Origin of the sequence: Micromonospora sagamiensis, from assembly GCF_014680085.1 — a bacterium.
In the GTDB taxonomy this organism is placed as follows: domain Bacteria; phylum Actinomycetota; class Actinomycetes; order Mycobacteriales; family Micromonosporaceae; genus Micromonospora; species Micromonospora inyonensis.
In genome coordinates this window covers 881,247-908,019 of record NZ_AP023438.1, presented here as the reverse complement: position 1 = coordinate 908,019, position 26,773 = coordinate 881,247, and the positions used below count along the sequence as shown (strand labels likewise).

The 26,773-nt window shown below is 74.4% G+C and carries 20 protein-coding genes and 1 pseudogene; 11 read left to right on the top strand and 10 right to left on the bottom strand.

Translation table 11 applies throughout. The features are described from left to right. Positions 1 to 84: 84 nt before the first annotated feature. The 4 genes from IGA62_RS03585 to IGA62_RS03570 all read right to left on the bottom strand — a co-directional run bounded on the left by IGA62_RS03585 (position 85) and on the right by IGA62_RS03570 (position 2,765). Positions 85 to 687 (bottom strand): GNAT family N-acetyltransferase, encoded by a 603-nt coding sequence (locus tag IGA62_RS03585; protein WP_145816257.1) that lies wholly within the window; start codon positions 685 to 687, stop codon positions 85 to 87. Then, positions 684 to 1,415, bottom strand: a complete 732-nt coding sequence (locus IGA62_RS03580) for a monooxygenase (protein ID WP_190289292.1) — start codon at positions 1,413 to 1,415, stop codon at positions 684 to 686. Before IGA62_RS03580 ends, IGA62_RS03585 begins: the two co-directional genes overlap by 4 nt. 122 nt (positions 1,416 to 1,537) lie before the next feature. Beyond that, a complete protein-coding gene (locus IGA62_RS03575; protein WP_186499755.1) occupies positions 1,538 to 1,678 on the bottom strand; it encodes a hypothetical protein in 141 nt (46 codons plus the stop codon). 76 nt (positions 1,679 to 1,754) lie between these two features. Beyond that, positions 1,755 to 2,765: an EamA family transporter gene (locus IGA62_RS03570; RefSeq protein ID WP_198501198.1), complete on the bottom strand. Its 1,011-nt coding sequence runs from the start codon at positions 2,763 to 2,765 to the stop codon at positions 1,755 to 1,757. 459 nt (positions 2,766 to 3,224) lie between these two features. Between IGA62_RS03570 and IGA62_RS03565 the strand changes: the two genes are divergently transcribed. The 5 genes from IGA62_RS03565 to gdhA all read left to right on the top strand — a co-directional run bounded on the left by IGA62_RS03565 (position 3,225) and on the right by gdhA (position 11,073). Then, a complete protein-coding gene (locus IGA62_RS03565) occupies positions 3,225 to 3,674 on the top strand; it encodes an SAV_6107 family HEPN domain-containing protein (RefSeq protein ID WP_145816258.1) in 450 nt (149 codons plus the stop codon). A gap of 76 nt (positions 3,675 to 3,750) precedes the next feature. After that, complete coding sequence (locus IGA62_RS03560) at positions 3,751 to 4,491, top strand: hypothetical protein (protein WP_145816259.1); 741 nt, start codon at positions 3,751 to 3,753, stop codon at positions 4,489 to 4,491. After that, entirely contained in the window at positions 4,488 to 6,179 is a 1,692-nt protein-coding gene (locus IGA62_RS03555; RefSeq protein ID WP_145816260.1) for a DNA polymerase Y family protein, read from the top strand. Before IGA62_RS03560 ends, IGA62_RS03555 begins: the two co-directional genes overlap by 4 nt. 15 nt (positions 6,180 to 6,194) lie before the next feature. Then, positions 6,195 to 9,560, top strand: coding sequence for an error-prone DNA polymerase (locus IGA62_RS03550; protein ID WP_145816261.1), 3,366 nt, complete (start codon positions 6,195 to 6,197; stop codon positions 9,558 to 9,560). A 169-nt stretch (positions 9,561 to 9,729) separates the two neighbouring features. Continuing rightward, entirely contained in the window at positions 9,730 to 11,073 is a 1,344-nt protein-coding gene (gdhA, locus tag IGA62_RS03545; protein ID WP_145816262.1) for an NADP-specific glutamate dehydrogenase, read from the top strand. A gap of 36 nt (positions 11,074 to 11,109) precedes the next feature. Here gdhA and IGA62_RS03540 read toward each other — a convergent pair whose 3' ends face one another. After that, positions 11,110 to 11,829 (bottom strand): sulfite exporter TauE/SafE family protein, encoded by a 720-nt coding sequence (locus tag IGA62_RS03540; RefSeq protein ID WP_186499756.1) that lies wholly within the window; start codon positions 11,827 to 11,829, stop codon positions 11,110 to 11,112. A 172-nt stretch (positions 11,830 to 12,001) separates the two neighbouring features. Between IGA62_RS03540 and IGA62_RS03535 the strand changes: the two genes are divergently transcribed. The 5 genes and pseudogenes from IGA62_RS03535 to IGA62_RS03515 all read left to right on the top strand — a co-directional run bounded on the left by IGA62_RS03535 (position 12,002) and on the right by IGA62_RS03515 (position 16,168). After that, positions 12,002 to 12,181, top strand: a complete 180-nt coding sequence (locus IGA62_RS03535) for a hypothetical protein (RefSeq protein WP_145816264.1) — start codon at positions 12,002 to 12,004, stop codon at positions 12,179 to 12,181. Positions 12,182 to 12,355: 174 nt separating this feature from the next. Then, positions 12,356 to 13,096: pseudogene (locus tag IGA62_RS03530) on the top strand (methyltransferase domain-containing protein); the annotation flags it as partial. 92 nt (positions 13,097 to 13,188) lie between these two features. After that, positions 13,189 to 14,364 carry an alkaline phosphatase family protein gene (locus IGA62_RS03525; protein WP_145821824.1) on the top strand — a complete coding sequence of 392 codons (1,176 nt, stop codon included), beginning with the start codon at positions 13,189 to 13,191 and terminating at the stop codon, positions 14,362 to 14,364. 30 nt (positions 14,365 to 14,394) lie between these two features. After that, positions 14,395 to 15,654: a DNA polymerase IV gene (locus IGA62_RS03520; RefSeq protein WP_145816266.1), complete on the top strand. Its 1,260-nt coding sequence runs from the start codon at positions 14,395 to 14,397 to the stop codon at positions 15,652 to 15,654. A 115-nt stretch (positions 15,655 to 15,769) separates the two neighbouring features. Continuing rightward, positions 15,770 to 16,168 carry a DUF3040 domain-containing protein gene (locus IGA62_RS03515; protein WP_091459879.1) on the top strand — a complete coding sequence of 133 codons (399 nt, stop codon included), beginning with the start codon at positions 15,770 to 15,772 and terminating at the stop codon, positions 16,166 to 16,168. A gap of 266 nt (positions 16,169 to 16,434) precedes the next feature. On the opposite strand, the gene IGA62_RS03510 is transcribed toward IGA62_RS03515, so the two are convergent. Genes IGA62_RS03510 through IGA62_RS03500 form a run of 3 tightly spaced genes read right to left on the bottom strand, consistent with a single transcriptional unit; the run spans position 16,435 to position 21,258 of the window. Then, entirely contained in the window at positions 16,435 to 18,894 is a 2,460-nt protein-coding gene (locus IGA62_RS03510) for a transglutaminase TgpA family protein (RefSeq protein WP_145816267.1), read from the bottom strand. Between the two features lie 10 nt (positions 18,895 to 18,904). Further along, the gene (locus IGA62_RS03505; RefSeq protein WP_145821825.1) at positions 18,905 to 20,203 is read right to left on the bottom strand and encodes a DUF58 domain-containing protein; all 1,299 of its coding nucleotides are present in this window, start codon (positions 20,201 to 20,203) and stop codon (positions 18,905 to 18,907) included. A gap of 2 nt (positions 20,204 to 20,205) precedes the next feature. Continuing rightward, on the bottom strand, positions 20,206 to 21,258 hold the full coding sequence (locus tag IGA62_RS03500) for an AAA family ATPase (protein ID WP_145816268.1): 1,053 nt from the start codon (positions 21,256 to 21,258) through the stop codon (positions 20,206 to 20,208). A 580-nt stretch (positions 21,259 to 21,838) separates the two neighbouring features. Between IGA62_RS03500 and leuS the strand changes: the two genes are divergently transcribed. Next, positions 21,839 to 24,673: a leucine--tRNA ligase gene (leuS, locus tag IGA62_RS03495; protein ID WP_145816269.1), complete on the top strand. Its 2,835-nt coding sequence runs from the start codon at positions 21,839 to 21,841 to the stop codon at positions 24,671 to 24,673. Between the two features lie 112 nt (positions 24,674 to 24,785). On the opposite strand, the gene IGA62_RS03490 is transcribed toward leuS, so the two are convergent. Together IGA62_RS03490 and IGA62_RS03485 are read right to left on the bottom strand one after the other, a co-directional pair. Next, positions 24,786 to 25,730, bottom strand: coding sequence for an ABC transporter permease (locus IGA62_RS03490; protein WP_198501197.1), 945 nt, complete (start codon positions 25,728 to 25,730; stop codon positions 24,786 to 24,788). Further along, on the bottom strand, positions 25,727 to 26,641 hold the full coding sequence (locus tag IGA62_RS03485) for an ABC transporter ATP-binding protein (protein WP_186499758.1): 915 nt from the start codon (positions 26,639 to 26,641) through the stop codon (positions 25,727 to 25,729). Before IGA62_RS03485 ends, IGA62_RS03490 begins: the two co-directional genes overlap by 4 nt. Positions 26,642 to 26,773 lie beyond the last annotated feature (132 nt).

Here is a 26,773-nt window from a genome sequence, read left to right as displayed (position 1 = left end):
CGTCCCCGTCGACGCCCCGTCCGGGCCGGGGTCCGTCGGCGGACCGGTCGCCGCCGGCCACGGCGGATGCGGCCCGGTCACCGCTCACGACGGGTACGGGCCGGAGACGGCCGGCCCGGCGGACGCCGTGGGGCCGGAGGGCGCCGGCGGCGGCAGCGGGAGGGTCCGGCCGAGCACGCCGAACGCGCGTTCGTCGCCGGGGAAGTGGAAGTTCCGCAGGACGTCGACGAAGCCGAACCGGCGGTAGAGCCGCCAGGCACGGGAGCGTTCCTCGTCGGCCTCCGGGGTGGACAGCAGCGTGGTGCTCCCCTCGGCCATGGTCAGCAGCACCCGCAGCTGCCCCGCGCCGAGGCCGTGCCCCTGCGCCGAAGGCCGGACGTGCAGCTCGACGACCTCGAAGCAGTGGGTCAGCCAGATCCCGCGCCGGGTCGGGTCCAGCGCCCGACTGACCTGGTCGTGCCACCACTGCCCGGGTGTGCCGAGGTAGCCGTACCCGAAGCCGGCCAGGTGGCCCTCGCTGGTGAGGCTGGCCACCGCGCGGAAGCCCGGCCGGCGGACGTGGGTGGCGATGTAGCCGCGCCGGGACTCCAGCAGGTCCGGCCGGTACCCCATCGCCTCGCCGTAGACGGCGACCACGTCGTCCAGCCGCCGGACGAGATCGTCCGGGGTCCACCGCACCAACCTCATGCGTGCCCGCCCTCCACCGTCTCCGTGTCGTCGTCACCGGTCCAGCCCAGCACCGCCCGGTCACCGGTCACGGCACGCACCTCGAACCGGGCGAACAGTTCCTCCGCGTACCAGCCCTCGGTGGGGGTGCGGGCGATCGCGGCCCGGTGCTCCGGGTGACGGTACGCGAACTCGACCAGGCTCGCCGGATCACGCCACAGGCTGACCGTGCCCTGCCAGCCCAGCGGGGCCTCGCCGACGCCGAACCGGGCGAGCAGGCCGGGCGCGTGGTGCAGCGCGGCGGCCACCGGGGGGACGGCCCGCCAGAAGGTGAGCGCCCGCCGGGGGCGCAGCCGGGCGCGGGTCAGCGCCAGCACCGGCCCGGTCACCCGCCCGGTCACCCGCCCGCCGGCCGGATCGCCGAACGGCCGTCGGCGGGACCACTCACCCCGGCTGGCCACCGGACGTAGGTCGAGCCGGACGGTCGCGCGGGCGAGCCGGGCCCAGGAGCGGCCGACCGGGGAGTCGTCGAAGCCGGCCGCCGCCTCGGCCGACGTCCAGACGGTCAGCGCGGCCCAGCGGGTCGGGTCGACGTCGCCGGGGCCGAACCCGGTGCCCGTTCCGGTGCCGAGCAGCTTGGCGAAGCGCACCCCGTCGGTGGCGCGCAGCCAGCGCGGGCCGAACGCCATCCGGGGCAGCACCCGGGGCAGGTCGCTCCGACCCACCCGCCAGACGTGCAGGGTGACCAGCCCGCCGACGGGCTCCGGGCCGGAGGACGACCCCGTGGGCTGGCCTGAGGAGCCGGAGGGCGGCCCGCTCGCGCCATCCCGGCCGGGGCGCTCGCTCACGCCACCCCGGCCGGGGCGCTCGCTCACGCCACCCCGGCCGGGATGCCGGCGGTCATCCGCGGCAGGGCGGGATGCCCGAGTGGGGCGAGCCCGCCGGAACCGTCGCGCGCCGTCGTGGCGTCGCGCGCGTCCTGCACCGCCCGCACGGTGGGGTGTGGCTGCATGCTGGCCATTCTCCCCGGTACGCCGCCGCCCGTCGCGCCGGCCACGCCAGGCCGGGGGTGAGGGTTCCGTCCGCGCTCAGGTGCGGCGCCCGGGTTCGGCCGGACCGGTGGTGACCACGGCGACCACGTCCGGCGGGCCGGGCCGGTCGGTCTCCGCCGACGGGGGCGTCCGGCCCGGGGCGACCCGGGCCGTCTCGGCCAGCGCGACCCCGACCAGCACCAGCAGGCCCCCGCCGAGCTGGGCGGCGTTGAGTGCCTCGGTCGCGCCGAGGGTCACCCAGGCGACCGCCGAGGCGATCACCGGCTCGACCATCCCGACGATCCCGACGCTGGTCGCCGGGAGGTGTCGCATCGCCCCGGCCACCAGCAGGTACGGCACCACCGAGCCGAGCACGACCACGTACCCGAGCAGCAGCACGACCGGGACGCCCCGGCTGGTGCCGGCCAGCGGGGTCCAGTCGCCGACGCCGGTGACCGCCCGGGTGAGCAGGCCGGCCACGGCGGCCGCGCCGAACGCCCAGGTGCAGAGCGAGACCGTGTCCCGTCCCTCGACGCCCCGCGCACCGAGCACGTAGTAGAAGGCGAGGAAGAACGCGGCTCCGAGACCGGCCAGCACCCCGAGGCCGTCGAGCGTGAACTCACCCCAGATCTCCGCCACGCAGGCCAGCCCGACCAGGCTCAGCGCCAGGCCGGCCCAGAGCCGGGGTCGGACCGGGTGCCGCTGCCCGAACCGGGCCCAGAGGGCGACCAGCAGCGGGGCGGAGTACTCGAAGAGCAGCCCGATGCCGACCGGCAGTCGGGAGATGGCGACGAAGTAGAGCATCGGCACCAGGAAGAAGCCGGTCAGTCCGTACCCGACCAGCAGCGGGACCTGCCCGGCGGTGACCCGTAGCCGCCGGATGCCGGGGCGGAGCAGCGCGCTCAGCGCCAGCAGGACGGTGAACGCGCCGGCCGCGCGGAGCAGGGTGAGCTGCGGTGCGTCGATGCCGGTGCGGAGCACCAGCTTGGAGACGGTGCCGTTGACGGCGAAGAGGACGCCCGAGCAGAGCACCATGACGACGCCGAGGGCGGGACGGGGTGTGCGCACGCTGCGAGGCTACCGAGGTCGGAGGGGGTGCCCGCAGGCGAGATCCGGCGAGGTCGCGTCGTGTCACACGTTGCGTTTTCCCCGGCGGCAGGGTGTACTGTCAGCAGTGGTTAGAACGGGTGTTCGATTGAGTCGGGCACCGGTTCCCACTACCCGGGAGGGGTGTTTCGCGGCGCTGCTCCCGGGACGGTGCGGTGCCGCGCGGACCGCACCGGGCACCGGGCAGTCGCGAGCCCGGTCCCGTCAAGGCAGGATCGTCGCCCGCCGCCCACGACCCCCGGGCGGCGGGCGACGAACCCGCCGGTCAAGCCGGCCGGGTGTGGTGTGGGGAAGCGTCCACACCCGGCCGGCCGTACCAGGTGCGTCTTCCTCCGCACCGCCCCAGACCCGGGCCACGCCGCCGGACGGATCCGCCTCCGCCGGTGGCGTGGTCGCCTCGGCGACGCGGAGGAGACAGTCATGCCGTCCAACCCGGCTCCGGCACCCACGGTGCCCGCGCACGTGCTGCCGCACCGCACCCCGGCCCAACTTCTCGCCGTGGCCCGTCGCGGGCTGGTCGAGGCCGCCCAGACCCGCCCCGACGGTCTGCGCTACGCCGCCGCCCACCTGGCGGCGCTGCGTGCGGCGGCGGCCCTGCTGGCCGCCCGCGCCCGTCCCGCACCCGCCCGGCGCAACCGGATCACCAGTGTCTGGGTCCTGCTCGTCGGGGTCGCCCCCGAGCTGGCCGAGTGGGCCACCTTCTTCGCCGCCGGTGCCGGCAAGCGGGCCGCCGCCGAGGCCGGCATCCCCCGGGTGGTGACCGCCCGCGAGGCCGACGACCTGCTCCGCGCCGCCGAACAGTTCGTCATGGTGGTGGAGACGGCGCTCGGTGTGACGCACCAGCCGGCCCTCGACGGGCTCGCCGCCTGACCCGTGCCGCCCGGTCCGGCCCGGGTGGCCTCGCACAGCACTGATCTCCAGATACGACACGACGGGGGGCTTGTCCATGGCGGGCCGGATGGTGCTCGGTTCCGCCGCGCTGGCCGGTCTGGTCCGACCGGCGAGCGCGCCCGACCCGGCGGACGCCCAGCGGGTGCTGCCGGTCCTGCCCGAACTCACCGGGCTGCTGCCCAACCGGGGCCTGCGTCGGGGCAGCACGGTCTCGGTCGCCACCGGCCAGCCCCGGCGCAGCGGTGGGACGTCCCTGATGCTGGCGCTGCTCGCCGAGGCGTCCCGGGCCGGCTCCTGGTGCGCTGTGGTCGGGGTGCCGGCCTTCGGCGCGGTGGCGGCGGCCGAGGCCGGTATCGCCCTGGACCGGCTTGCCCTGGTGCCCCATCCCGGTCCGGAGTGGGCCACCGTCGTCGCCGCCCTGATCGACGGGGTCGACGTCGTGGTCACCGCGGTCCCCGCCTCGGTCTCCGCCTCGGTCGCCGGTCGGCTGGCCGCCCGGGCCCGGCAGCGCGGCAGCGTCCTCGTCCCGTACGGCCGGTGGACGGGGGCCGACGTCACGTTGCAGGTGGTCCGGGGTGTCTGGGAGGGGATCGGACCGGGGCGGGGTCGACTCCGCAGGCGGGAGGTGACCGTCTCCGCGCGGGGCCGGGGCGCGGCGGCCCGGCCGAAGGAGATCACCGTCTGGCTTCCCGGCGACGGCCGTACCCGGATCGTTCCCCGACCCACGACCACCCTCCCGGCCGCACCCGCCGTGGTGTCCCGCCGGGGCCCGTTGACCCTGGTCGGGTCGGCGTGACCCGTGCGGTCCGGACCCTGCTGCTCTGGTGCCCGGACTGGCCGGTGATCGCCGCCGAGATCGTCGAGGGGGTCCCCGCCACCGGTGCGGTCGCCGTCCTGCACGCCAACCGGGTGGTCGCCTGCTCGGAACGCGCCCGCGCCGACGGGATCCGGCGCGGTCTGCGGAAGCGGGAGGCGCAGGGCCGCTGCCCCGGGCTGACCGTGGTCGAGTACGACCCGTCGCGGGACACCCGCGCGTTCGAGCCGGTGGTCGCCGCCGTCGAGGAACTGGTCGCCGGGGTGGAGGTGGTCCGGCCCGGGGCCTGTGCGGTGGCCGTCCGGGGGCCGGCCCGGTATCTCGGCGGTGAGGAGACGGCGGCCGAGCGGATCATCGAACACGTCGCCCAGACGTGCGGGGTGGAGAGCCAGGTCGGCATCGCCGACGGGGTCTTCGCCGCCGGGCTCGCCGCCCGTACCGGGCAGGTCGTGCCACCCGGCGACACACCGGGGTTCCTGACCGTCCTGCCGGTCGAGGCGCTCGGTCGTCCGGCTCTGGCCGACCTGCTGCGCCGGCTCGGCATCCGGACGTTGGGTGACTTCGCCGCGCTGCCCGCCGGGGACGTGCTGGCCCGGTTCGGCTTCGACGCGGCGCTGGCCCACCATCTCGCCGCCGGGCGGGACCACCGTCCGCTCGCCGTCCGGGTGCCCCCGGCCGACCTGACCGTCGGCGCCGACTACGACGAGCCGCTCGACCGGGTGGACGCCGCCGCGTTCGCCGCCCGGGCACTGGCCGAGCGGCTGCACGACCGGCTGACCGCGCGCGGCCTGGCCTGCACCCGGCTCGGGGTCGAGGCGGTCACCGCGCACGGCCAGGAACTGCACCGGGTCTGGCGGCACGACGGCCTGCTCACCGCCGGGGCCATCGCCGACCGGCTCCGCTGGCAACTCGACGGCTGGCTCTCCGGCGGCGCCGGCCGTCCGGGCCGTCCGACCGCCGGGATCATCCGGCTACGACTCGTTCCGGACGGGGTGCTCGCCCAGGTCGGGTTGCAGCCCGGCCTGTGGGGTGCCACCGGTGCGGAACGCGAGCGGGCGCACCGCGCGTTGAGCCGGGTGCAGGGCCTGCTCGGCCCGGAGTCGGTGGTGACCGCGGTGCTCGGTGGCGGGCGTTCCCCGGCCGACCAGGTCCGCCTGGTGCCGTGGGGCGACGAACGCCTTCCCGCGCGCCCCGGCGAACCGGGCTGGCCCGCCGCCGGCCCGACGGGCTCCGACCGGCCGGTGGAGCCCGTCCCGGCGGACCGGGCGGCTCCGGTGCGCGGCACCGGCGGCCGGGTGGGGCGGCGGTCGGGCCCGGGTGCCCGGACGACGCGTCCGGAACTGCCGCCGTGGCCGGGGCGACTGCCGCCGCCCGCGCCGGCCGTGGTGCTGCCCGCCCCGCTCGCCGCGACCGTGCACGACGCCACCGGCGAGCCGGTCGGGGTCAGCGCCCGGCTCCAGCTCACCGCCGCGCCGGCCCGGGTGGCCGTCGGCTCCGCCGGACCGGTGGAGATCGTCGGCTGGGCCGGACCGTGGCCGGTCGACGAACGGTGGTGGGCCCCGGCCGAGGCCCGGCGTGCGGCCCGCTTCCAACTCCTCCTCGCCGACGGTGCCGCCCTCCTGCTGGCGGTCGAGGCCGGCCAGTGGCTGGTGGAGGCGATCTATGACTGAGCGCAGGTGGGGCCGGTGAGCTTCCACAACCCGAAGCTGCCCTGGTCGGAGCTGGAGCGGGTGCTCTCCGGGCGGCCTGGCGGCGACGGCCGCCCCGGGGAGCGGCACCTGCACGTGGTGGACCCCCTCGCCGTCGACGGCGACGGCGGGGACGCCCCCTCCTGGACCCGGAAGCGCCCGCACTACGAGGCACCCGAGATGCCCCGCTCCGACGGCGAGGTGCCCTACGCGGAACTGCACGCGCACACCAACTTCAGCTTCCTCGACGGGGCCAGCCACCCGGAGGAACTGGCCGAGGAGGCCGCCCGGCTCGGGCTCACCGCGCTCGCCGTCACCGACCACGACGGCTTCTACGGGGTGGTCCGCTTCGCCGAGGCGGCCCGTGCCCTGCGGCTGCCCACCGTCGTCGGCGCGGAACTCTCCCTCGGCCTGCCCGGCCCGCAGAACGGTGAACCGGACCCGCTCGGTGCGCACCTGCTGCTGCTCGCGCACGGCCCCGAGGGGTACGCGCGACTCGCCGCCACCATCTCCCGGGCCCAGCTGCGCGGCGGCGAGAAGGGCCGCCCGGACTACGGCGAGCTGGAGGAGGTCGCCGCCGAGCTGCGCGACCACGTGCTGGTGCTCACCGGCTGCCGCAAGGGGCACGTGCCGGCGGCCCTGCTCACCTCCGGGGTCGACGCCGCCGCCCGGGAGCTGGACCGGCTGGCCGCCCTGTTCGGTCCGGAGACCGTCGCGGTGGAGCTGACCGACCACGGCCACCCGGTCGACGCCGACCGCAACGACGCCCTCGCCGAGCTGGCCACCGTCGCCGGCCTGCCCACGGTCGCCACCAACAACGTGCACTACGCGACGCCGGGTCGACGGCGGCTGGCCACCGCGCTCGCCGCCGTACGGGCCCGGCGCAGCCTGGACGAGATCGACGGCTGGCTCCCCGCCGCCGGCACCGCGCACCTGCGCAGCGGCGCCGAGATGGCCGCCCGGTTCGCCGCCTACCCGGGCGCGGTGGCCCGAGCCGCCGAGTTCGGCCGGGAACTCGCCTTCGACCTCCAGCTGGTCGCGCCGAAGCTGCCGGCGTACCCGGTGCCGACCGGGCACACCGAGATGAGCTGGCTGCGCCACCTCACCGAGCAGGGCGCGCGGGAACGCTACGGGCCGCGCGCGGCACACCCCGAGGCGTACGCGCAGCTCGACCACGAGCTGGGCATGATCGAGGCGCTGGGTTTCCCCGGCTACTTCCTGGTGGTCTACGACATCGTCACGTTCTGCCGCGAACAGGACATCTACTGCCAGGGGCGGGGCTCGGCGGCGAACTCGGCGGTCTGCTACGCGCTGCGGATCACCAACGTGGACGCCGTCCGGCACCGGTTGCTCTTCGAACGCTTCCTCGTCCCCGAGCGCGACGGTCCGCCCGACATCGACGTGGACATCGAGTCCGACCGCCGGGAGGAGGTCATCCAGCACGTCTACGCCCGCTACGGCCGGGAGCACACCGCCCAGGTCGCCAACGTCATCTCGTACCGGCCCCGGTCGGCGGTGCGGGACGTGGCGAAGGCGTTCGGGTTCTCGCCCGGCCAGCAGGACGCCTGGAGCAAACAGATCGACCGCTGGGGGTCGGTCGCCTCGGTCGACGCCGTGGGCATCCCCGAGCAGGTGGTGGCGTACGCGAACGAACTCCAGACCTTCCCGAGGCACCTCGGCATCCACTCCGGCGGCATGGTGATCTGCGACCGGCCGGTGATCGAGGTCTGCCCGGTGGAGTGGGGGCGGATGCCCGGCCGCAGCGTCCTCCAGTGGGACAAGGACGACTGCGCCGCCGTCGGGCTGGTCAAGTTCGACCTGCTCGGCCTCGGCATGCTCTCCGCGCTGCACTACGGGTACGACATGATCGGGATGAGCCTGGACCTGGGCGACATGTCGCTGGACGACCCCGAGGTCTACGACATGCTCTGCCGGGCCGACTCGGTCGGCGTCTTCCAGGTGGAGAGCCGCGCCCAGATGGCCACCCTGCCGAGGCTGAAACCGCGCTGCTTCTACGACCTGGTGGTCGAGGTGGCGCTGATCCGTCCCGGCCCGATCCAGGGCGGCTCGGTGCACCCGTACATCCGGCGCAAGAACGGCGTGGAACCGGTGACCTACCCGCACCCGCTGATGCGCAACGCGCTGGAGAAGACCCTCGGCGTGCCGCTGTTCCAGGAGCAGCTGATGCAGCTCGCCATCGACCTGGCCGGCTTCGACGCGGCCGGGGCCGACCAGCTGCGCCGGGCGATGGGGGCGAAACGCTCGGCGGAGCGGATGGCCCGGATCGCCGAGCGGCTCCATGCCGGGATGGCCGAGCGGGGCATCACCGGCGAGCTGGCCGACGACGTCTACCGCAAGCTCTCCGCCTTCGCCAGCTACGGCTTCCCGGAGAGTCACGCGATGAGCTTCGCCTACCTGGTGTACGCCAGCTCCTGGCTCAAGCGCTACCACCCCGGCCCGTTCCTGGCCGCGCTGCTGAACGCCCAGCCGATGGGCTTCTACTCGCCGCAGACCCTGGTCGAGGACGCCCGCCGGCACGGCGTCGAGGTACGCCGCCCGGATGTCAACGCCAGCGGCGCGAAGGCGACCCTGGAGTCCGCCCCGGACACCCGGTGGGGGAGTGGCCCGGGGGAGCCGCCGCACGCCTGGGGACTGGGCGGGCCAGCGGTCCGGCTGGGACTGTCGAGTGTGCGTACCCTCGGCGACGGGGTGGCCGAGCGGATCGAGGCCGAACGGGCGGCGCACGGGCCGTACCGGGACATGTCGGACCTGGCCCGGCGGGTCGGTCTCACCGCCGCCCACCTGGAGGCCCTGGCCACCGCGGACGCCTTCGCCTGCTTCGGGCTGAGCCGGCGGGAGGCGCTCTGGGCGGCCGGCGCGGCGGCCCAGGAGCGGCCTGACCGGCTGCCCGGCACGGTGACCGGCGTGACCGCCCCCACCCTGCCCGGGATGGACGCGGTGGACCGCCTGGTCGCCGACGTCTGGGCGACCGGCCTCTCCCCGGAGAGCCACCCGGCCCGGTTCCTGCGGGACCGGCTGGACGCGCTCGGCGCGGTGCCGATCGCCCGGCTCGGTCGGATCGAGCCGGGCCGACGGATCCGGGTCGGCGGCATCGTCACCCACCGGCAGCGTCCCGCGACGGCCGGCGGGGTGACCTTCCTGAACCTGGAGGACGAGACCGGCATGCTCAACGTGACCTGCTCACCGGGGCTCTGGCAGCGCTACCGGCGGGTGGCGAAGACGAGCAACGCCCTGGTGGTCCGGGGCATCCTGCACCGGCACGAGGGGGTCACCAGCCTCACCGCCGACCGCCTCGACGCGATCGACGCCCCGGTCACCCCGTCCTCCCGCGACTTCCGTTGAACCGGGGTCGGGCCGACCACCACCTGTGAGTGGACCATCTCACGGCAGCGCCGTCGCGGCCGGTGGATGTCGTAGGGTCGGAGACCGGGGTGCCCCTCGTCGTCACGACCCGTCGACGGCAGTTGTCTCGACGGGTGGCGAATCAGTCGCGTACCCCTGGAGGACCCTGGTGACTTCACGAGACAAGATCCAGCAGATCTTCACCGACGTGGTACGGCGTAATCCTGGTGAGGCGGAGTTCCACCAGGCGGTGCACGAGGTGCTCGACAGCGTCGCCCCCGCCCTGGTCAAGCATCCCGAGTACGCCGAGGCGAAGATCATCGAGCGGATCTGCGAGCCGGAACGGCAGATCATCTTCCGGGTGCCGTGGGAGGACGATCGCGGCGAGGTGCACATCAACCGCGGTTTCCGGGTGGAGTTCAACAGCGCGCTCGGCCCCTACAAGGGTGGCCTGCGCTTCCACCAGTCGGTGTACCTGGGCATCGTGAAGTTCCTCGGCTTCGAGCAGGTGTTCAAGAACGCGCTGACCGGTATGCCGATCGGGGGCGGCAAGGGCGGCTCGGACTTCGACCCGAAGGGCCGCTCGGACCGGGAGGTGATGCGCTTCTGCCAGTCGTTCATGACCGAGTTGTACCGGCACATCGGCGAGTACACCGACATGCCCGCCGGTGACATCGGCGTCGGCGGTCGGGAGATCGGTTACCTCTTCGGCCAGTACAAGCGGATCACCAACCGGTACGAGTCCGGAGTCCTGACCGGGAAGGGGCTGACCTACGGCGGCGCCCAGGTACGCCGGGAAGCGACCGGCTACGGCGCGGTGTTCTTCGCCGACGAGATGCTGCGCGCCGTGGGGGACAGCTTCGACGGTAAACGGGTGGTGGTGTCCGGGTCGGGCAACGTGGCGATCTACGCGATAGAGAAGGTGCACCAGCTCGGCGGGACCGTCGTCGCCTGTTCGGACTCCTCCGGCTACGTCCGGGACGACAAGGGGATCGACGTCGAACTGCTCAAGGAGCTCAAGGAGGTCCGGCGTGCCCGGATCGACGCGTACCTGACGCACCGCCCGCACGCCTCCTTCGTCGCGGACCGCACCGTGTGGGAGGTGCCGTGCCAGGTGGCCGTGCCGTGCGCGACGCAGAACGAGATCGCCGCGTCCGACGCCGCCGCCCTCATCAAGGGTGGCTGCGCCATCGTCGTGGAGGGCGCGAACATGCCCACCAGCCCGGAGGCGATCCGCGCCTTCGCTGCGGCCGGTGTCCGGTTCGCCCCGGGCAAGGCGGCCAACGCCGGCGGTGTCGCCGCCAGCGCGCTGGAGATGCAGCAGAACGCCAGCCGTGACTCGTGGACGTTCGCCTACTCCGAACAGCGCCTGCGGGAGATCATGCGGGACATCCACGCCCGCTGCCACGCCACCGCCGAGGAGTACGGCATGCCCGGCAACTACGCCGCCGGTGCGAACATCGACGGCTTCCGCCGGGTCGCCGAGGCGATGCTCGCCCACGGCCTCATCTGAACCCGGCGCGGCCCCGGGCCCACGCCCGGGTCCGGATCAGGCGGCGACGGCGGCGAGGGCCGCGCCCGCGCTGCCGAGCAGTCCGACCAGGACGATCCGGCGGAACACCAGCGGCGGGATCCGGTCGAACAGCAGGTTCCCCAGCCACCAGCCGAGCGGGACGGCCGGCAGCGCCGCCAGGCTCAGCCGCAGCACCTCGGCGTCGATCCGGCCGGCCAGGGCGAACCCGGCCAGCCCGATCAGCCCCGCCCCGGAGAAGACCGCCGCCAGGGTGGCCCGGAAGGTGCGCGGGTCGTACCCGAGGGAGTGGAAGGCGGCGACCAGCGGTGGCCCGTTCGTGCCGGTGGCGGCGGTGAGCACCCCTACCAGGACACCGACCGCGCCGATGCCGACCGGTCCGGTGCGGACCCGCGCGCCCGACCAGACCAGCGCGACGCATCCGAGCACGACGACCGCGATCAGCGCGCTGAGCAGCCGTTCCGGGAAGGTCACCAGAACCAGCAGTCCGAGCGGTACGCCGAGCAGGGCGGCGGCGGTCAGCGCCCCGGTCACCCGCCAGCGCACGTACCGGCGCTCCCGGACGGCGGCTACCACGGTCAACCCGATGTCGGTCAGCGCGGTCACCACCACCGCGGTACGCGGATCGATGACCGTGGCCAGCAGCGGCACGGTCACCAGGGCGAACCCGAAGCCGCTCACCGACTGGGCGAAGGCACCGAGCAGCACGATGCCGAAGGCGGCGATCGACAGGAGCACCCGCAGAGCGTGACGCATCGACCCACGACGAGCAACGGGCACCACTGGAGGACCGGTCCAGCGGGGAAGAACACACCCCGGGGCTGTTTCGGTGCCGACCCGGTGGAGAACTACCCGACTGGTCTTTGTGATCATGCTGAAGCAACCGTTTCGTCTACCAACAGGGGGATCAATGACGATTCGCCAGTCGGCCCAGGCTGTGGCCAACACCCGCCGGACCCGCCTCGGCGCGGGCTGGGTGCCCAGCCACCACGCCGAACCGCGCGAGTACCCGGTCACCGCCGGCCCGGTCGCCAACGACCGGCGGGCCCAGGTCGTCGAGGACGAGACCGGGGCGACGGAGTCCTGCTGATCCACCCGCCCGGGTGGTAGCAGGGGTCCCCTGCTCACGTTTTCTGTCGAGCAGGGGACCCCTGCACACGCCGCAGGGGCGGGGGAGCACACGCCGCATGGGCGGGGGACCACACACCGTGAGGCAGCGGAGGGGGCCCTGCGCACGCCTCACCGCAGCACTAGGCTCGATCGGGTGGAGCAGACACGAGGCCGGTTCACCGGGCCGCCGCTGACCCCCCGTACCGCCGTCATCTGGTCGGTGCTCCGGGCCGAACTGGACCGCCGCGGCGACGAGGAACTGACCGTGCTCGACGTCGGCGGTGGCACCGGCGGCTTCGCCGTGCCGCTGGCCCACGCCGGGCACCGGGTGACCGTGGTCGACGCCAGCCCGGACGCGCTCGCCGCGCTGACCCGCCGGGCCGCCGAGGCCGGCGTCGGCGATCGGGTGCGGGCGGTGCAGGGCGACGGGGACGCGCTCGCCGACCTGGTCGAGCCGGCCAGCGTCGACCTGGTGCTCTGCCACGCCGTACTCGAGGTGGTGGACGACCCGACGCCGGTGGTGACCGCCCTGGCCACCGCGCTGCGTCCCGGCGGCGCGGCGAGTGTGCTGGTCGCCGGGCGGGCCGCCGCGGTGCTCGGCCGGGCGATGAACGGCCACCTCACCGCCGCGGCGACCCTCGCCGCCGATCCGTGCGGCAGCGCCGGCCCCCGGGACACCCTGCGCCGACGCTACGACGCCGACTCCGCCGCCGCGCTGCTGCGCGCCGCCGGGCTCACCGTCGAGGAGATCCACGGGGTACGCGTCCTGGCCGACCTGCTCCCGGCGGCGGTCGCGGACGGCCAGCCGGCCGCCCTGCTGGAGCTGGAACGGGCCCTGGCGGCGCAGCCGCCCTACCGGGACCTCGCCGCCCAGTTGCACCTCTTCGCCCGCCGACCGGTGACCCCGTCCGACCGAGCGACGCGGTCCGACCGGGTGACCTCGTCCGACCGGGTGACGCCGTGCGACCGACCCGTCCGGCCCGGGGCATGACCGCGACGCCGAGTCCGGACCCGACCGGACCGCTGGACCCGGTCGCCCCCCGGTACGGTGCCGGCAGCCTCGCCGACGTGCTGCCCAGCGCATTGGCCGTGCTCGGTGTGCCCGGCAGCCCCGACCCGCTGGGTCTCACCGCCGACCTCGACGGGATCCGTCGGGTGGCCGTGCTGCTCGTCGACGGCCTCGGCTGGTACCAGATCCCCACCGCGCGCCCGTACGCCCCGACCCTGTTCGGGTTCTACTCCCTGCTCGGCCGGCGGCTCACCGCCGGTTTCCCGTCGACCACGCCGACCAGCCTGGTGAGTCTGGGCACCGGGGTGGCACCCGGCGCGCACGGGGTGCTCGGCTTCCGGGTCCGGGTGCCGGAGACCGACCGGCTGCTCAGCCACATCGAGTGGGGCCGCGAACCGGAGCCGCGACACTGGCAGCCGGTCCCCACCCAGCTCGAACGGGCCCGCGCGGCCGGGGTGACGGTGACCGTCGTCAGCCGTCCCGAGTACGACGGCAGCGGCCTGACCGTGGCCGCGAACCGGGGCGGAGACTACCGGGGTGCGGCCGGCGCGGACGCGCTCGCCACCGAGATGCTGGCCGCGCTCGCCGCCGGGGACGGGCCCACCCTGGTCTCCGGTTACCACCCGGACCTGGACCGGCAGGGCCACCTGCACGGGGTGGATTCGCCACCCTGGCGGGTCGCCGCCGCCGAGGTCGACCGGCTGCTGGTCCGTCTGGTGGACGGCCTGCCCGGCGACGCCGCGCTGCTGGTCACCGCCGACCACGGCCAGCTGAACGTCCCCCAGGACCACCGGGTCGACCTGGACGCCGACCCCCGGCTGCGGGCCGGCGTGCGGGTGGTGGCCGGCGAGCCGAGGGTCCGTTACCTGCACGTGGCACCCGGCGCGGTCGCCGACGTGGTGGACACCTGGTCGGCGGTGCTCGGCGACGCGGCCCGGGTGCTGACCCGCGACGAGGCGGTGGCGACCGGCTGGTTCGGGCCGGTGCCGGAGTCGCACCTCCAGCGGATCGGCGACGTGGTGGCGGTCTGCCGGGACACCTGGGCGATCGTGGCGACCCGGTCGGAGCAGCCGATCGAGTCACGGCTGATCGGCTACCACGGCGCGGACACCGCCACCGAGATGACCATCCCGTTGCTGGTGGTCCGGGGCTGAGGTGTCGTACCCGCCGGTTAGCCTGCGGGGATGGGGCGTAGTCAGTCGTTGCCGCGCGGCGGTGATCCGCGTTTCGGCCCGGACGCCGACGACACCGACTGCCCGATCCTGCACGTCGACATGGACGCCTTCTTCGCGTCGGTGGAGGTCCGCAGCCGTCCCGAGCTGCGCGGGCGGCCGGTGGTGGTCGGCGGCGTCGGCCCGCACGGGGTGGTCAGCTCCGCCAGCTACCCCGCCCGGCGGTACGGCGTCCGCAGCGCGATGCCCACCGCGCGGGCCCGGTCCCTCTGCCCGCACGCGGTCTTCCTCCCGCCGGACTTCCCGGCCTACTCGGCGGCCTCCCGGGCGGTGATGCGGATCTTCCGGGACGTCACCCCGCTGGTCGAGCCGCTCTCCCTGGACGAGGCGTTCCTCGACGTGGCCGGCGCGCGACGCCTTTTCGGTCGTCCCGCCGAGATCGCCCGGCTGATCCGCGCCCGGGTCGCCGAGGAGCAGGGTCTGACCTGCTCGGTGGGGGTGGCGCCGACGAAGTTCGTGGCCAAGCTGGGCTCCACGCGGGCCAAGCCGGACGGGATGCTCGTCGTCCCCGCCGCCCGGGTGCTGGAGTTCCTCCACCCGCTGCCGGTGGACGCGCTCTGGGGCGTCGGCGAGCGCTCCGCCGCGACGCTGCGCCGCCTCGGCCTGGCCACCATCGGCGACCTCGCCGAGGCCCCGGCGGGCATGCTTCGCCGGGCGGTGGGGGAGGCCGCCGCGGCGCACCTGCGCGAGCTGGCGCATGGGCGGGACCCCCGCCGGGTCAGCCCCGAGCAGGTGGAGAAGTCGATCGGGGCGGAGGTCACGTTCGACACCGACGTCGACGATCCCGAGCGGATCCGGCTGGCACTGCTCGCCCTCGCCGAGAAGGCGGGTGGCCGGCTGCGCCGGGCCGGCCAGGTGGGGCGGACGGTGGCCCTCAAGGTCCGACTGGCCGACTTCACCCTGGTGAGCCGTTCGCGCACCCTGGGCGTGCCGACCGACGTCACCCGGGAGATCTTCGACACGGTATGGGCGCTGTACACCGCTCTCGACCCGGGGCAACTCGTCCGGTTGGTGGGCGTACGGGTCGAGGGGCTCAGTGCCGCCGAGGCCACCCCGCGGCAGCTCGCCCTGGGTGCTCCCGAGCACGGGTGGCGGGAGGCGGAGGCGGCGGCGGACGCCGCGGCTGCCCGTTTCGGGCGGTCCGTCATAGGTCCGGCCAGTCTTCTGGAGGGCCGTGATAGGCGCCAACGGGAAAAACCATCCCAGCCATAGGTCGTCCCGCTTTCCGACGCGCGAGGGCCCTCGTAGACTTGCGGGTAAGCAGCCGGTCGGCTGCCACGGTCTGTCGGTCCGAACGGGCCGACCAACGTGACCGGGGAGGAGTGCCGTGCCGCTCTCGGAGCACGAGCAGCGGCTGTTCGAGCAGATCGAGCGGTCGCTTGCCGAGGACCCCAAATTCGCCTCGGCCGTGCGCGCCAGCGACCCGCGTTTCCACACGCGGCGTCGCCTGCTCGTCGCTGCCGGCGTGATCATCATTGGCCTGGCCCTCGTGGTCTACGGCGCGGTGATCAAGACCCCGCCGCTCGCGGTGGCGGGTTTCGTCGTGATGCTGGCGTCAGCGGCGTTCGCGGTGCAGTCGCACCGCCGGGCGCAGTCGCCCGACCTGCACGTGGTCGGGGGCACCACCAGTCGGCGGCGTCCCCGGGCGGGGCGTGCCGGTCGCCGGTCGTCGCTCCTGGACCGGCTGGAGGACCGATGGCGGCAGCGTCCGGAGGGACACCGCTGACCACCGACTGACGAGGGTGGGGCCAACCGCCCCGCTCCCGCGTCGTACCACCGTGCCCAGGGCCGGCGTCAGCACCGTGCCGGGCCCCTGGGCTTCCCGTCGGTGGCGAACGCGAGATCCGCCGTGCCCGGCGCCACCTGCTCCCGTGGCCTGGCCCTGGCGGCTCCACCGGCCACCGCCTGCTGAACGCGGGGCGGGTCTGACATCCGACACCGACGCCCGGCCGGCCCACCGTGGGCCGACCGGGCGTCGATGTCGTTCTGCGGTCAGCGGGCCGCTCGGCCCGCCAGGAGCCGCCGGGGGCTCCACCGCAGCAGTCGGGTCCGGGCCCGTCCGGTCGCCGTCACCAGCCGGGACGAGGTGTCGGTGACCGCCGTGCGCCAGCGCAGCAGCACCGACGGCGGCAGGACCGCCGCGACGAGCCGGGTACGCCGGTCCGCCTGGACGCCGAGCGCGTGGCGGACCGTCCCGAGCGCCGGGTGCAGCTCACCGTCCACCAGCGGGTCGCGAGCGTAGCGCGCCCGCTCCTCGGCCCGGCCGAGAAGGCGGACCGCCGTGGCGGCCGGCTCGTCCTTGGCGAGGGACTCCCGGACCAGCCGGTCGGCGGTGGCCCGGGGGGTCTCCGTCCGGTCCACCCGGACCCGGTAGTCGACCAGGGTGTCGAGCAGCTCGTCCCAGGCGGCGTGCGCGCGGGCCCGGGCACTGTCGGCGTCCGCCTCGACCACCACCAGCGGACCGGCCCCGCTGGCCTCGCCGGCCGGCGTGGCGACCGGCGAGGCGGCCGGCGCGGCCCCGCGTCGGCGGCGCAGCGTCACCCGGCGCAACGCCGGCACGGCCAGCAGCACCAGAAGCGCCACGGCGGCGGCCACCCACCACGGCCAGACCGGTGCCTGCTCCGTCGGGGCGCCCGTGGTCGGAACGACCCCCTCGTCGACGTTCCGGTTGGCCTCCTCCGGTCCGGCCGGTCCGGCCGACGGGTCGGTCTCGCCCGGCGCGGCCGTGGCACCGGTCGACGGGGTGACCGGGTCGGGCGCGTCGGTGTCCGGCGCCCAGTCCGAGCGGGCGTTGCCCGGCACCCCGTACGCCGGAGTGGCGTCGAACGGCACCCAGCCGATGCCCTCGAAGTAGACCTCGGTCCAGGCGTGCAGGTTCCGGTTGGTCAGGACGTAGGTGTCCCCGTCCCGGCTGCTGCCGTTGGTGAACCCGAACGCCACCCGGGCCGGGATGCCGGCCGCCCGCACCAGCCAGGCCATCGCGGCGGCGTACTGCTGGCAGAAGCCGGCCTTGTTGGTGAGGAAGTCGACGATGTCCCGACCGCTGGTGCCTCCCTCGGTGCTCAGCGAGTAGCGGAACCCGTTGCGGGCGGAGAAGTGGTCGTAGATGGCCCGGACCCGGTCGTAGTCGGTCTGGCGTCCCGCGATCAGATCCTCGACCAGCGCGTCGACCTCGCCGGCCGGCGGCGTGTCGGTGAACCGCTGCACCATCGCGTCCGACGGGGACAGCGACGGGGCCCCGCGCAGCAGCTCCGGGGTGTAGCGGGAACGGATGTAGTCGAACTCGTAGCGCTTGCCCCGGGAGTTCTCCCGGTTGGAGAAGACGATCTGGAGGTTCGGGTCGTACAGCCAGTTGCCGTTCAGCCCGTCCGTGCGGACCGGTGCGGCGTAGACCGGCATCAGCGGCATGTTGAGGTCGCGGGTGGTCTCGACGGTGGCCCGGTACCGGTCCTGCCGCACCCCGCTCACCCCGCTGGTGGGGTCGGGCAGGGCACGGGTGACCGCCCGGCCGGACGGGTTACGCACCCGAAAACCGTCCGGTCGCAGGTCGTCGGCGACCCCGAAACGCAGGTAGAACGGGTTGGGCTCGTTGGTGGTGACCTTGACCAGGTCGGCCACCTCGGACTGGTTGAGCTGGCCGCTGAGCGCGGCGAACAGGTCCACCCGGCCGGGGCTGCCCCCGACCCCGGCCCGCCCGTCGCCGTCGCCCGTGCCGGACTGGAGCCGGTCCAGCAGTCCGCCGGTCATCCCGGGCACCGCCAGCGGCGCGAGGACGGCCAGCACCACCCCCACCACGGCCAGCCGACGGCCGGCACTGGCCAGCGGGGATGCTTCCCAGACGTCGACGTCCCGGCCGTCACCGGTGAACCGGCGGCCGAACCGGCGGACCCGGTCGATGTTGTCGCTGACCAGCAGCCAGAGGTAGCCGGCCGCGCCGATCACGAAGGGCACCGGCGGGACGCTCTCGACGTAGACCGCGACCGGCACCGAGTAGATGGCGAGCATCGGCAGACCGGCCAGGGCGGGCCGGCGTAGACCCACCGCGAGCAGGTCGACCACCACGGCCACCCCGCCCACCCCGAGCACGGTGATGAAGAGCAGCGGGTCGGTGTCGGGGACCTTCACCCCGTACGAGCGCATGTCCTGCACCGAGCCGCCGACCAGCTCGCCGAAGTGGGCGAAGGTGCCCGGCGTGGGCAGCACGGCGGCCAGTTCGCTGCCGCTGGGGAACATCCAGGTCAGTGCGATCAGCAGCCCGGCCGCCATGCCGAGCGCCTGACCCCACAGCGGTGCCCGGACCAGCCGCAGCAGCGCGGCGACCCCGGCGACCACCGCCACCGCGATGGCCGACTGCACCAGCCACGTCCAGCGTTGGAAGATCGCCGACAACGGCGCGGCGGCGAGCAGCGTCGCGGCCGCCGCCACCAGGCCGAGCCCACGGTTCGCGATCACTCGTCCCCCCTCACTTCACGCCACCGGCCACCGTCTCGGCCAGCGCGGCGCGCATCGCGAACCCCTGCGAGCCGCGGGCCGCCTGCGGCCAGAGCACCGGAAGCTGGCTGCCGTGTTCCACCCCGATCACCCGCCACCCGCTCTGCAACAGGGCGAGCGCGGCGGCACCGTGGGCCTGCTGGGCCTCGGCACGGGCCCGCTCCGGCAGGTTGAGCCAACCGGCGCTGTCCAGCAGGAAGGCCACACAGGTGGCGCCGTTGCCCCGCAACGCGGCCAGCAGGTGGGCCTCGGCGGTGCTGAGCGAGCCGAGCAGGGCGATGATCAGCCCGCCGTCGGCGCGCTGCCGGACCCGCTCGACCAGCGTGGTCAGCTCGCCCCGCTGCTCCAGCCGGACCTCGGCGAGGTGGTCGAGGAGCACCCCGTCACCGGCGGCCTCCGTCGCGTCCACGTCCGCTCCGGAGCCGGTCACCAGGCGCAGCTTGTAGCCGGCCTGGCGCAGGTGCACGGCGATGCTCGCGGCGGCCGAGACGGCCCACTCGAAGCTCGCCGTCGGCCCGTCGCCGCGGTGCCCGTACGCGCGGGTGTCCAGCACCACCGTCGCCCGGCTCTCCCACGGCTGTTCCTCCCGGCGCACCATCAGCTCCCCGGTGCGGGCGGTCGACTTCCAGTGCACCCGGCGCAGGTCGTCGCCCATCCGGTACTCGCGGGTCGCGGCGTCGTCCTCGCCGTGCACCGCCACCGAGCGGGCCCGGCTGTCGCCGCTGCCGGCGTACTCTCCGGGGAGCCGGATCGACGGCAGCGGCGTGACCTGCGGGATCACCGTGAGCCGGTCGGTGCTCGGGAAGGCCCGGCTCAGCTCGCAGAGGCCGAACGGGTCGGTCATCCGCACGCCGAGCGGGCCCACCTCGTACCGGCCGCGCACGTCGGCGCGGACGGTGTACGCCACCGAGCTGGCCTGGAACGCGCCGAGCCGTTCCAGCACCACCCGGGGACGGCTGCCCAGCGCGTACGGCAGCCGGTCCTCGAGCAGCAGCGTCCCGGTGGGCAGGCGGGACATGTTCTGCAACCGCAGCACCACCCGGGAGCTGGCCCCGACCGGCGCCCGGTGCGGGTCCATCGACCGGACGCAGGCGAGCTTGTAGCGGCTGCGCCCGACGTACGCGGCGGCGAGCAGCGGCAGCACGGCCAGCAGCACCGCGACCCGGAGCAGGTCCCGCTCCCCGAGCAGCAGTGCCGAGATCGCGGCGGCCACGGCGGCGGCCAGGAAGGACCGGCCGCGGGTGGTGAGTCCGCGCAGCCCGTCGCGCACGGTCACCGCCTCCGCGGCTCGTACGCCGAGCGACCGTTCCCGCTGGTCGGCCGGGTGTCGTACGGGGAGCGCTTGCGGTCCTGCGGAACGGTGAGCCGGTGCACCAGGTCGGAGACGATCGCGTCGGTGGTGCGCCGGGCGAGCTGCGCGTCGGCGGTCGGGATGATCCGGTGCGCCAGCACCGGGACCGCCAACGCCTGGAGGTCGTCGGGGAGGACGTAGTCGCGCCCCTCCAGCGCGGCGACCGCGCGGGCGGTGCGCAGCAGTTGCAGGGTGGCCCGGGGGGACGCGCCCAGCCGCAGCTCGGGGGCCTCGCGGGTGGCGGTGACCAGGTCGATGGCGTACTGCTTCACCGCGTCGGCGACGTGCACCTCGCGGACCGTGGCGATGAGCTGCCGGACGATCGCCGCGTCGGAAACCGGCCGCAGGTCGTCCAGCGGGTCGACCGCGCCGTGCCCGTCGAGCATGGCCAGCTCGGCCTCGGGGCCGGGGTAGCCCATGGCGATCCGCGCGGTGAACCGGTCGCGCTGCGCCTCGGGGAGCGGGTACGTCCCCTCCATCTCGATCGGGTTCTGCGTCGCGATCACCATGAACGGGGTCTGGAGCTGGTAGGTGACGCCGTCGACGGTGACCTGCCGCTCCTCCATGCACTCCAGCAGCGCCGACTGGGTCTTCGGCGAGGCCCGGTTGATCTCGTCGCCGACGACCAGGTTGGCGAAGACCGCACCGGGGCGGAACTCGAAGTCGTGGGTCTCCTGGTTGTAGACGCTGACCCCGGTGACGTCGCTGGGGAGCAGGTCGGGGGTGAACTGGATACGGCGTACGGTGCAGTCGATGGACCGGGCCATCGCCTTGGCGAGCTTGGTCTTGCCGACCCCGGGAACATCCTCGATGAGCAGGTGACCCTCGGCGAGCAGCACCGCGAGCGCGAGCCGCACGGTGGCTGTCTTACCCTCGATGACCTGCTCGATATTGGCGACGATGGCTTCACTGGCGGCGCGGAACTCGTCGTGCGGCAGGACGCCGCCCACCTCGTCCCAGGTCTGTTGTGTCAACGGGCCTCCCTCTCGTCGCCTGGACGGCAGCTCTGTATAGAGCACCTGGACCCGCCGTGGGGTTCGCGCGTCGAGCCTCTATTGCCGCAGGAATCACTGATAACTCAGGCTAACCATGTTTCCCGCCCGCGCCGAACGCCGCAGGTAGACGGTCGGTTACACACCGAATAACCGTCTGACGGGGGAATTGCGCCGCTGGTGGCGGCGGTGGCGTGGCGGATTCTGCCGGTGGTCGCCGACGGGCCGGGCCACCACCGCCGTCCCGTCGGGTGGAAGCCTGCGGCACGCTCCGGGCGGCGGCGGGTACACTCCCGTTCATGGCCGGTTTCCAGCTGCTCCTTACCGGGCCGTGCTGATGCGCTGAACGCGCGACAGCACGGCGACCCCTCCTGCGCGAGGGGCTTTTTTGTGCCCCGAGCAGACCACGGCGAACCGACACCTGACCTCCGTCCCGCGACGGAGCGTCACCAGCACGACGCCCCCGTCACGGGGCACGACAGGCACCGACGCCCCGCGACGGGGCGTCACCAGCACGGCCGAGGCTCGGCCCCGGCGGCCACGAGCGAAGCGAGGACACGCGATGACTGAGGCAGCCGCGAGCGACATCCCCCCGTTCCGGTACACCGCGGCGCTGGCCGGTGAGATCGAACAGCGCTGGCAGGACACCTGGGAGCGGGAGGGGACGTTCCGCGCCCCGAACCCGAGCGGCCCGCTGGCCGACCCCGGGCACCCCCGGTCCGGCGCGGAGAAGCTCTACGTGCTGGACATGTTCCCCTACCCGTCCGGCGCGGGCCTGCACGTCGGACACCCGCTGGGCTACATCGGCACCGACTGCTACGCCCGCTACCAGCGGATGGCCGGGCGCAACGTGCTGCACGCGATGGGCTTCGACGCGTTCGGCCTGCCCGCCGAGCAGTACGCGGTGCAGACCGGCACGCACCCGCGCACCACCACCGAGGCGAACATCGAGCGGTACCGGGCGCAGCTGCGCCGGCTGGGCCTGGCCCATGACGACCGGCGCTCGGTGGCCACCACCGACACCGGGTTCTACCGCTGGACCCAGTGGATCTTCCTGCAGGTCTTCAACTCCTGGTACGACACGGCCGCCCGGAAGGCCCGCCCGATCGACGAGCTGGTTGCCGAGTTCGTCGCCGGGACCCGGCCCACCCCGGACGGCCGCCCCTGGGCCGAGCTGACCGCCGCCGAGCAGCGGAAGGTCGTCGACGACCACCGGCTGGCGTACGTCTCCCAGGCCCCGGTCAACTGGTGCCCGGGGCTGGGCACCGTACTGGCCAACGAGGAGGTCACCGCCGACGGGCGCTCGGATCGGGGCAACTTCCCGGTCTTCAAGCGCAACCTGAAGCAGTGGATGATGCGGATCACCGCGTACGCCGACCGGCTGGTCGACGACCTGGACGCGATGGACTGGCCGGAGCCGGTCAAGCTGATGCAGCGCAACTGGATCGGCCGCTCCACCGGCGCGAACATCGACTTCGCCACCCCGGCCGCCCCGGTGCGGGTCTTCACCACCCGTCCGGACACCGTCTTCGGCGCCACCTACATGGTGCTGGCCCCCGAGCACGAGCTGGTCGACGCGCTGGTGCCGGCTGCCTGGCCGGAGGGGACGAAGGACGTGTGGACCGCAGGACACGCCAGCCCGCGCGCGGCGGTCGAGGCGTACCGGAAGGCGGCGGCGGCCCGCACCGACACCGAGCGGCAGGCCGAGACGAAGGAGAAGACCGGCGTCTTCGTCGGCGCGTACGCCACCAACCCGGTGACCGGCGGGCAGATCCCGATCTTCATCGCCGACTACGTGCTGGCCGGCTACGGCACCGGCGCGATCATGGCGGTGCCGGCGCAGGACGAGCGGGACTGGGACTTCGCCGAGGCGTTCGACCTGCCGATCGTCCGGACCGTGCAGCCGCCGGAGGGCTTCGACGGCCACGCGTACACCGGGGACGGGCCGGCGGTCAACAGCGCCGCGCCCGACCGCGGCCTGGACCTGAACGGGCTGGGGGTGGCCGAGGCCAAGGCCCGGGTCGTCGAGTGGCTGGAGGCCAACGGACACGGCACCGGGGCGGTCACCTACCGGCTGCGCGACTGGCTGTTCAGCCGGCAGCGTTACTGGGGCGAGCCCTTCCCGATCGTCTACGACGCCACCGGTGCCGCCGTCGCGCTGCCCGAGTCGATGCTGCCGGTCGAGCTGCCCGAGGTGGACGACTTCTCCCCGAAGACGTTCGCACCGGACGACGCCGCCTCGAACCCGGAGACCCCGCTGTCGCGGCGCCGCGACTGGGTCGAGGTGGAGCTGGACCTGGGGGACGGCCCGCAGCGGTACACCCGGGAGACCAACGTGATGCCGCAGTGGGCCGGCTCCTGCTGGTACGAGCTGCGCTACCTGGACCCGACCAACTCCGAGCGGTTCGTCGACGCGGAGAACGAGCGGTACTGGATGGGACCGCGCGGCGAGGGTGACTGCGGGGGCACCGACCTGTACGTCGGCGGCGCCGAGCACGCCGTGCTGCACCTGCTGTACGCCCGGTTCTGGCACAAGGTGCTGTACGACCTGGGCCACGTGTCGTCGTTCGAGCCGTTCCGCAGGCTGTTCAACCAGGGCATGATCCAGGCGTACGCCTACACCGACGCCCGGGGCGTGTACGTGCCCGCCGAGGAGGTCGTCGAGGTCGACGGCCGGTACGTCCACGGCGAGGAGAAGGTGCGCCGGGAGTACGGCAAGATGGGCAAGTCGCTGAAGAACGTGGTCACCCCGGACGAGATGTGCGCGGCGTACGGCGCGGACACCTTCCGGGTGTACGAGATGTCGATGGGCCCGCTGGAGGTCTCCCGCCCCTGGGAGACCCGGGCGGTGGTCGGCTCGTACCGCTTCCTGCAACGGGTCTGGCGGACGGTGGTCGACGAGTCCACCGGCGCGCTGCGGATCACCGACGACCCGGCCGACGAGGCCACCCGCCGGCTGCTGCACAAGGTGATCGACGGGGTCCGCGCCGACATGGAGGGGATCCGGTTCAACACCGCGATCGCCAAGCTGATCGAGCTGACCAACGGGCTGACCCGGCTGACCGCCACGCCACGCGAGGTGGCCGAGCCGCTGGTGCTGATGCTGGCCCCGTTCGCCCCGCACGTCGCCGAGGAGCTGTGGCAGCGGCTGGGCCACACCGGCTCGCTGGCGTACGCCGACTTCCCGACCGCCGACCCGGCCCTGCTGGTCTCCGAGACGGTCACCTACCCGGTGCAGGTCAACGGCAAGGTCCGGGGCCGGGTCGAGGTGCCCGCCGACGCGTCCGAGGACGCGGTGCGGGCGGCAGCTCTGGAGGTGGTCGCCGCCTCGCTGGCCGGCAAGGAGCCCCGCAAGGTCATCGTCGTCAAGGGCCGGATGGTGTCGGTGGTCGCCTGACCCGGCGGTTGGGCTGGTTTTGTTGGGTGGATGCAGGGGCCCCTTGTTACCGCTTTTTGCGGAGCAGGGGGCCCCTGCATCCACCCGACCCGCCCGGCGTGGCCGGGATGGATCAGGGTTCGCGGCGTCGGACGACCACCACGGTGACCAGGGCGGCCAGCAGCGCCCAGCCGGCGTAGGTGGCCCACGCGCCGCCGACCGTGGCCCGGTGGGCGACGTCCGCCCAGGGCGGCGGGTCGCCCTGTTCGAGCAGGCGCTGCCACGCGGGCACCGGCATCGCGTGCCGGATCAGGGCGGTCAACCGCCTGTCGTCGTCGATCGCGGTCGGCAGCAGGAGCAGGACCGTCGCGGCGGTGACGATCGCGGGCGCGGTGTGACGGACCAGCGCGCCGAGCCCGGTGCCGACGAGGGTGCAGAGTGGGACCAGCAGCGCGGACGCGCCGATCGCCCGCAGTGCGCCCGGCTCACCGACCGAGATGCCACCCCGGCCGGACAGGATCGCCTGGGAGACCGCGAAGGCGATCGCCGAGCCGAGCATCCCCAGAACCGTGGTGGCGGCGGTCAGCACGACGAGCTTCGCGGCGGCCACGGATCCCCGGGCGGGCACCGCCGCGAAGGTCGTCCGGAACAGCCCGGAGGCGTACTCGCCGCCCACCGCGACCGCGCCGACACTGCTGGCGGCGAGCACCACGAACAACTGCGCCTGCTGGGGGAACGCGTCCCACAGGGGGTTCAGCAGGTCCCGGCGGTCGGCTGGCCAGTCCGCCCACTGGCGGCGCGTGTCGAGGCTGGCGTAGACGGCGAACCCGACCGTGGCGAGGAGGATCAGCCCGAGGGCGCCCCAGGTCGAGCGGAGCGACCAGAGTTTGACCCACTCGGCGGCGACCAGGTCCCGGAAACGAGCCGGTGCGGTCGCCGGGGCCGGGCGTCGGGCGGCGCGGTCGTGACCACGGGCGGCATCCACGCCACCCTGGCCGGCATCGCCGTCCCGGTGGGCAGGGTCGGTCCTCGGGCCACCTCCGGGGTCGGTCCTCGGGCCACCTCGGGGGTCGGTCATCGGGTCACCGCCCCGGTGCGGTGCTCCACGCTGCTCGCGGTCAGTTCCATGAAGGCCTGTTCCAGCGAGGGGGTACGGGTCACCAGCTGGTGCACCGGGATCCGGTGGGCGGCGGCGAGGTCACCGACCCGCTCCGCGTCCAGGCCGGTCACCGTGACCGTCCCGTCGCCGTCCGCCCGCACCGCACCACCCTCGGCGATCAGCAGAGCGGTGAGCGTGGTCTCCTGCGGGGTACGGACGGTCACACCGGCCTGCCCGCTCGCGGCGGCGAACTCGGCGAGGCTCTGGTCGGCGAGCAGCCGTCCCCGGCCGACGACGACGAGCCGGTCGACGCAGTGCTCCATCTCGCTCATCAGGTGACTGGAGACGAAGACCGTCCGGCCCTCGGCGGCCAGCCGCCGGAACAGGCCGCGTACCCAGCGCACGCCCTCCGGGTCCAGGCCGTTGAACGGTTCGTCGAACAGCACCACCGGCGGGTCTCCGAGCAGCGCGGCGGCGATCCCCAGCCGTTGTCGCATGCCGAGCGAGAATCCGGCGACGCGCCGCCGGGCCACCCCGGCGAGGCCCACCTCGCGCAGCGTCGCGTCGACCCGCGAGCGCGGAATGCCGTTGCTGCGGGCCAGGGCCCAGAGGTGGGCCTCGGCGCTGCGTCCGCCCTGGAGGTCGGCGGCGTCGAGGAGCGCGCCGACGTGGCGCAGCCCACGTGGCCGGTCCCGGAACCGGACCCCGTCCACCGTGACGCTGCCGCTGGTCGGCGCGGTGAGACCGAGGATCATGCGCAGCGTGGTGGACTTTCCGGCCCCGTTGGGGCCGAGGAATCCGGTCACGTGACCGGGGCGCACGGTGAGGGTGAGGTCGTGGACAGCCGTCGTGCGGCCGTACCGTCTGGTCAGTGCGGTCATTCGGATCACGTGGTCCAGGCTGTCGGGCCGTCCCCGCCCGGTCGTCGTGCCGGCGGCCACATCCGAACCCCGGCGGTACGCCCCGAGGCGTACGCCCACGGGCCGATGTCGCGTCGGCCCCCACCTGGCTACCGTGTGCGG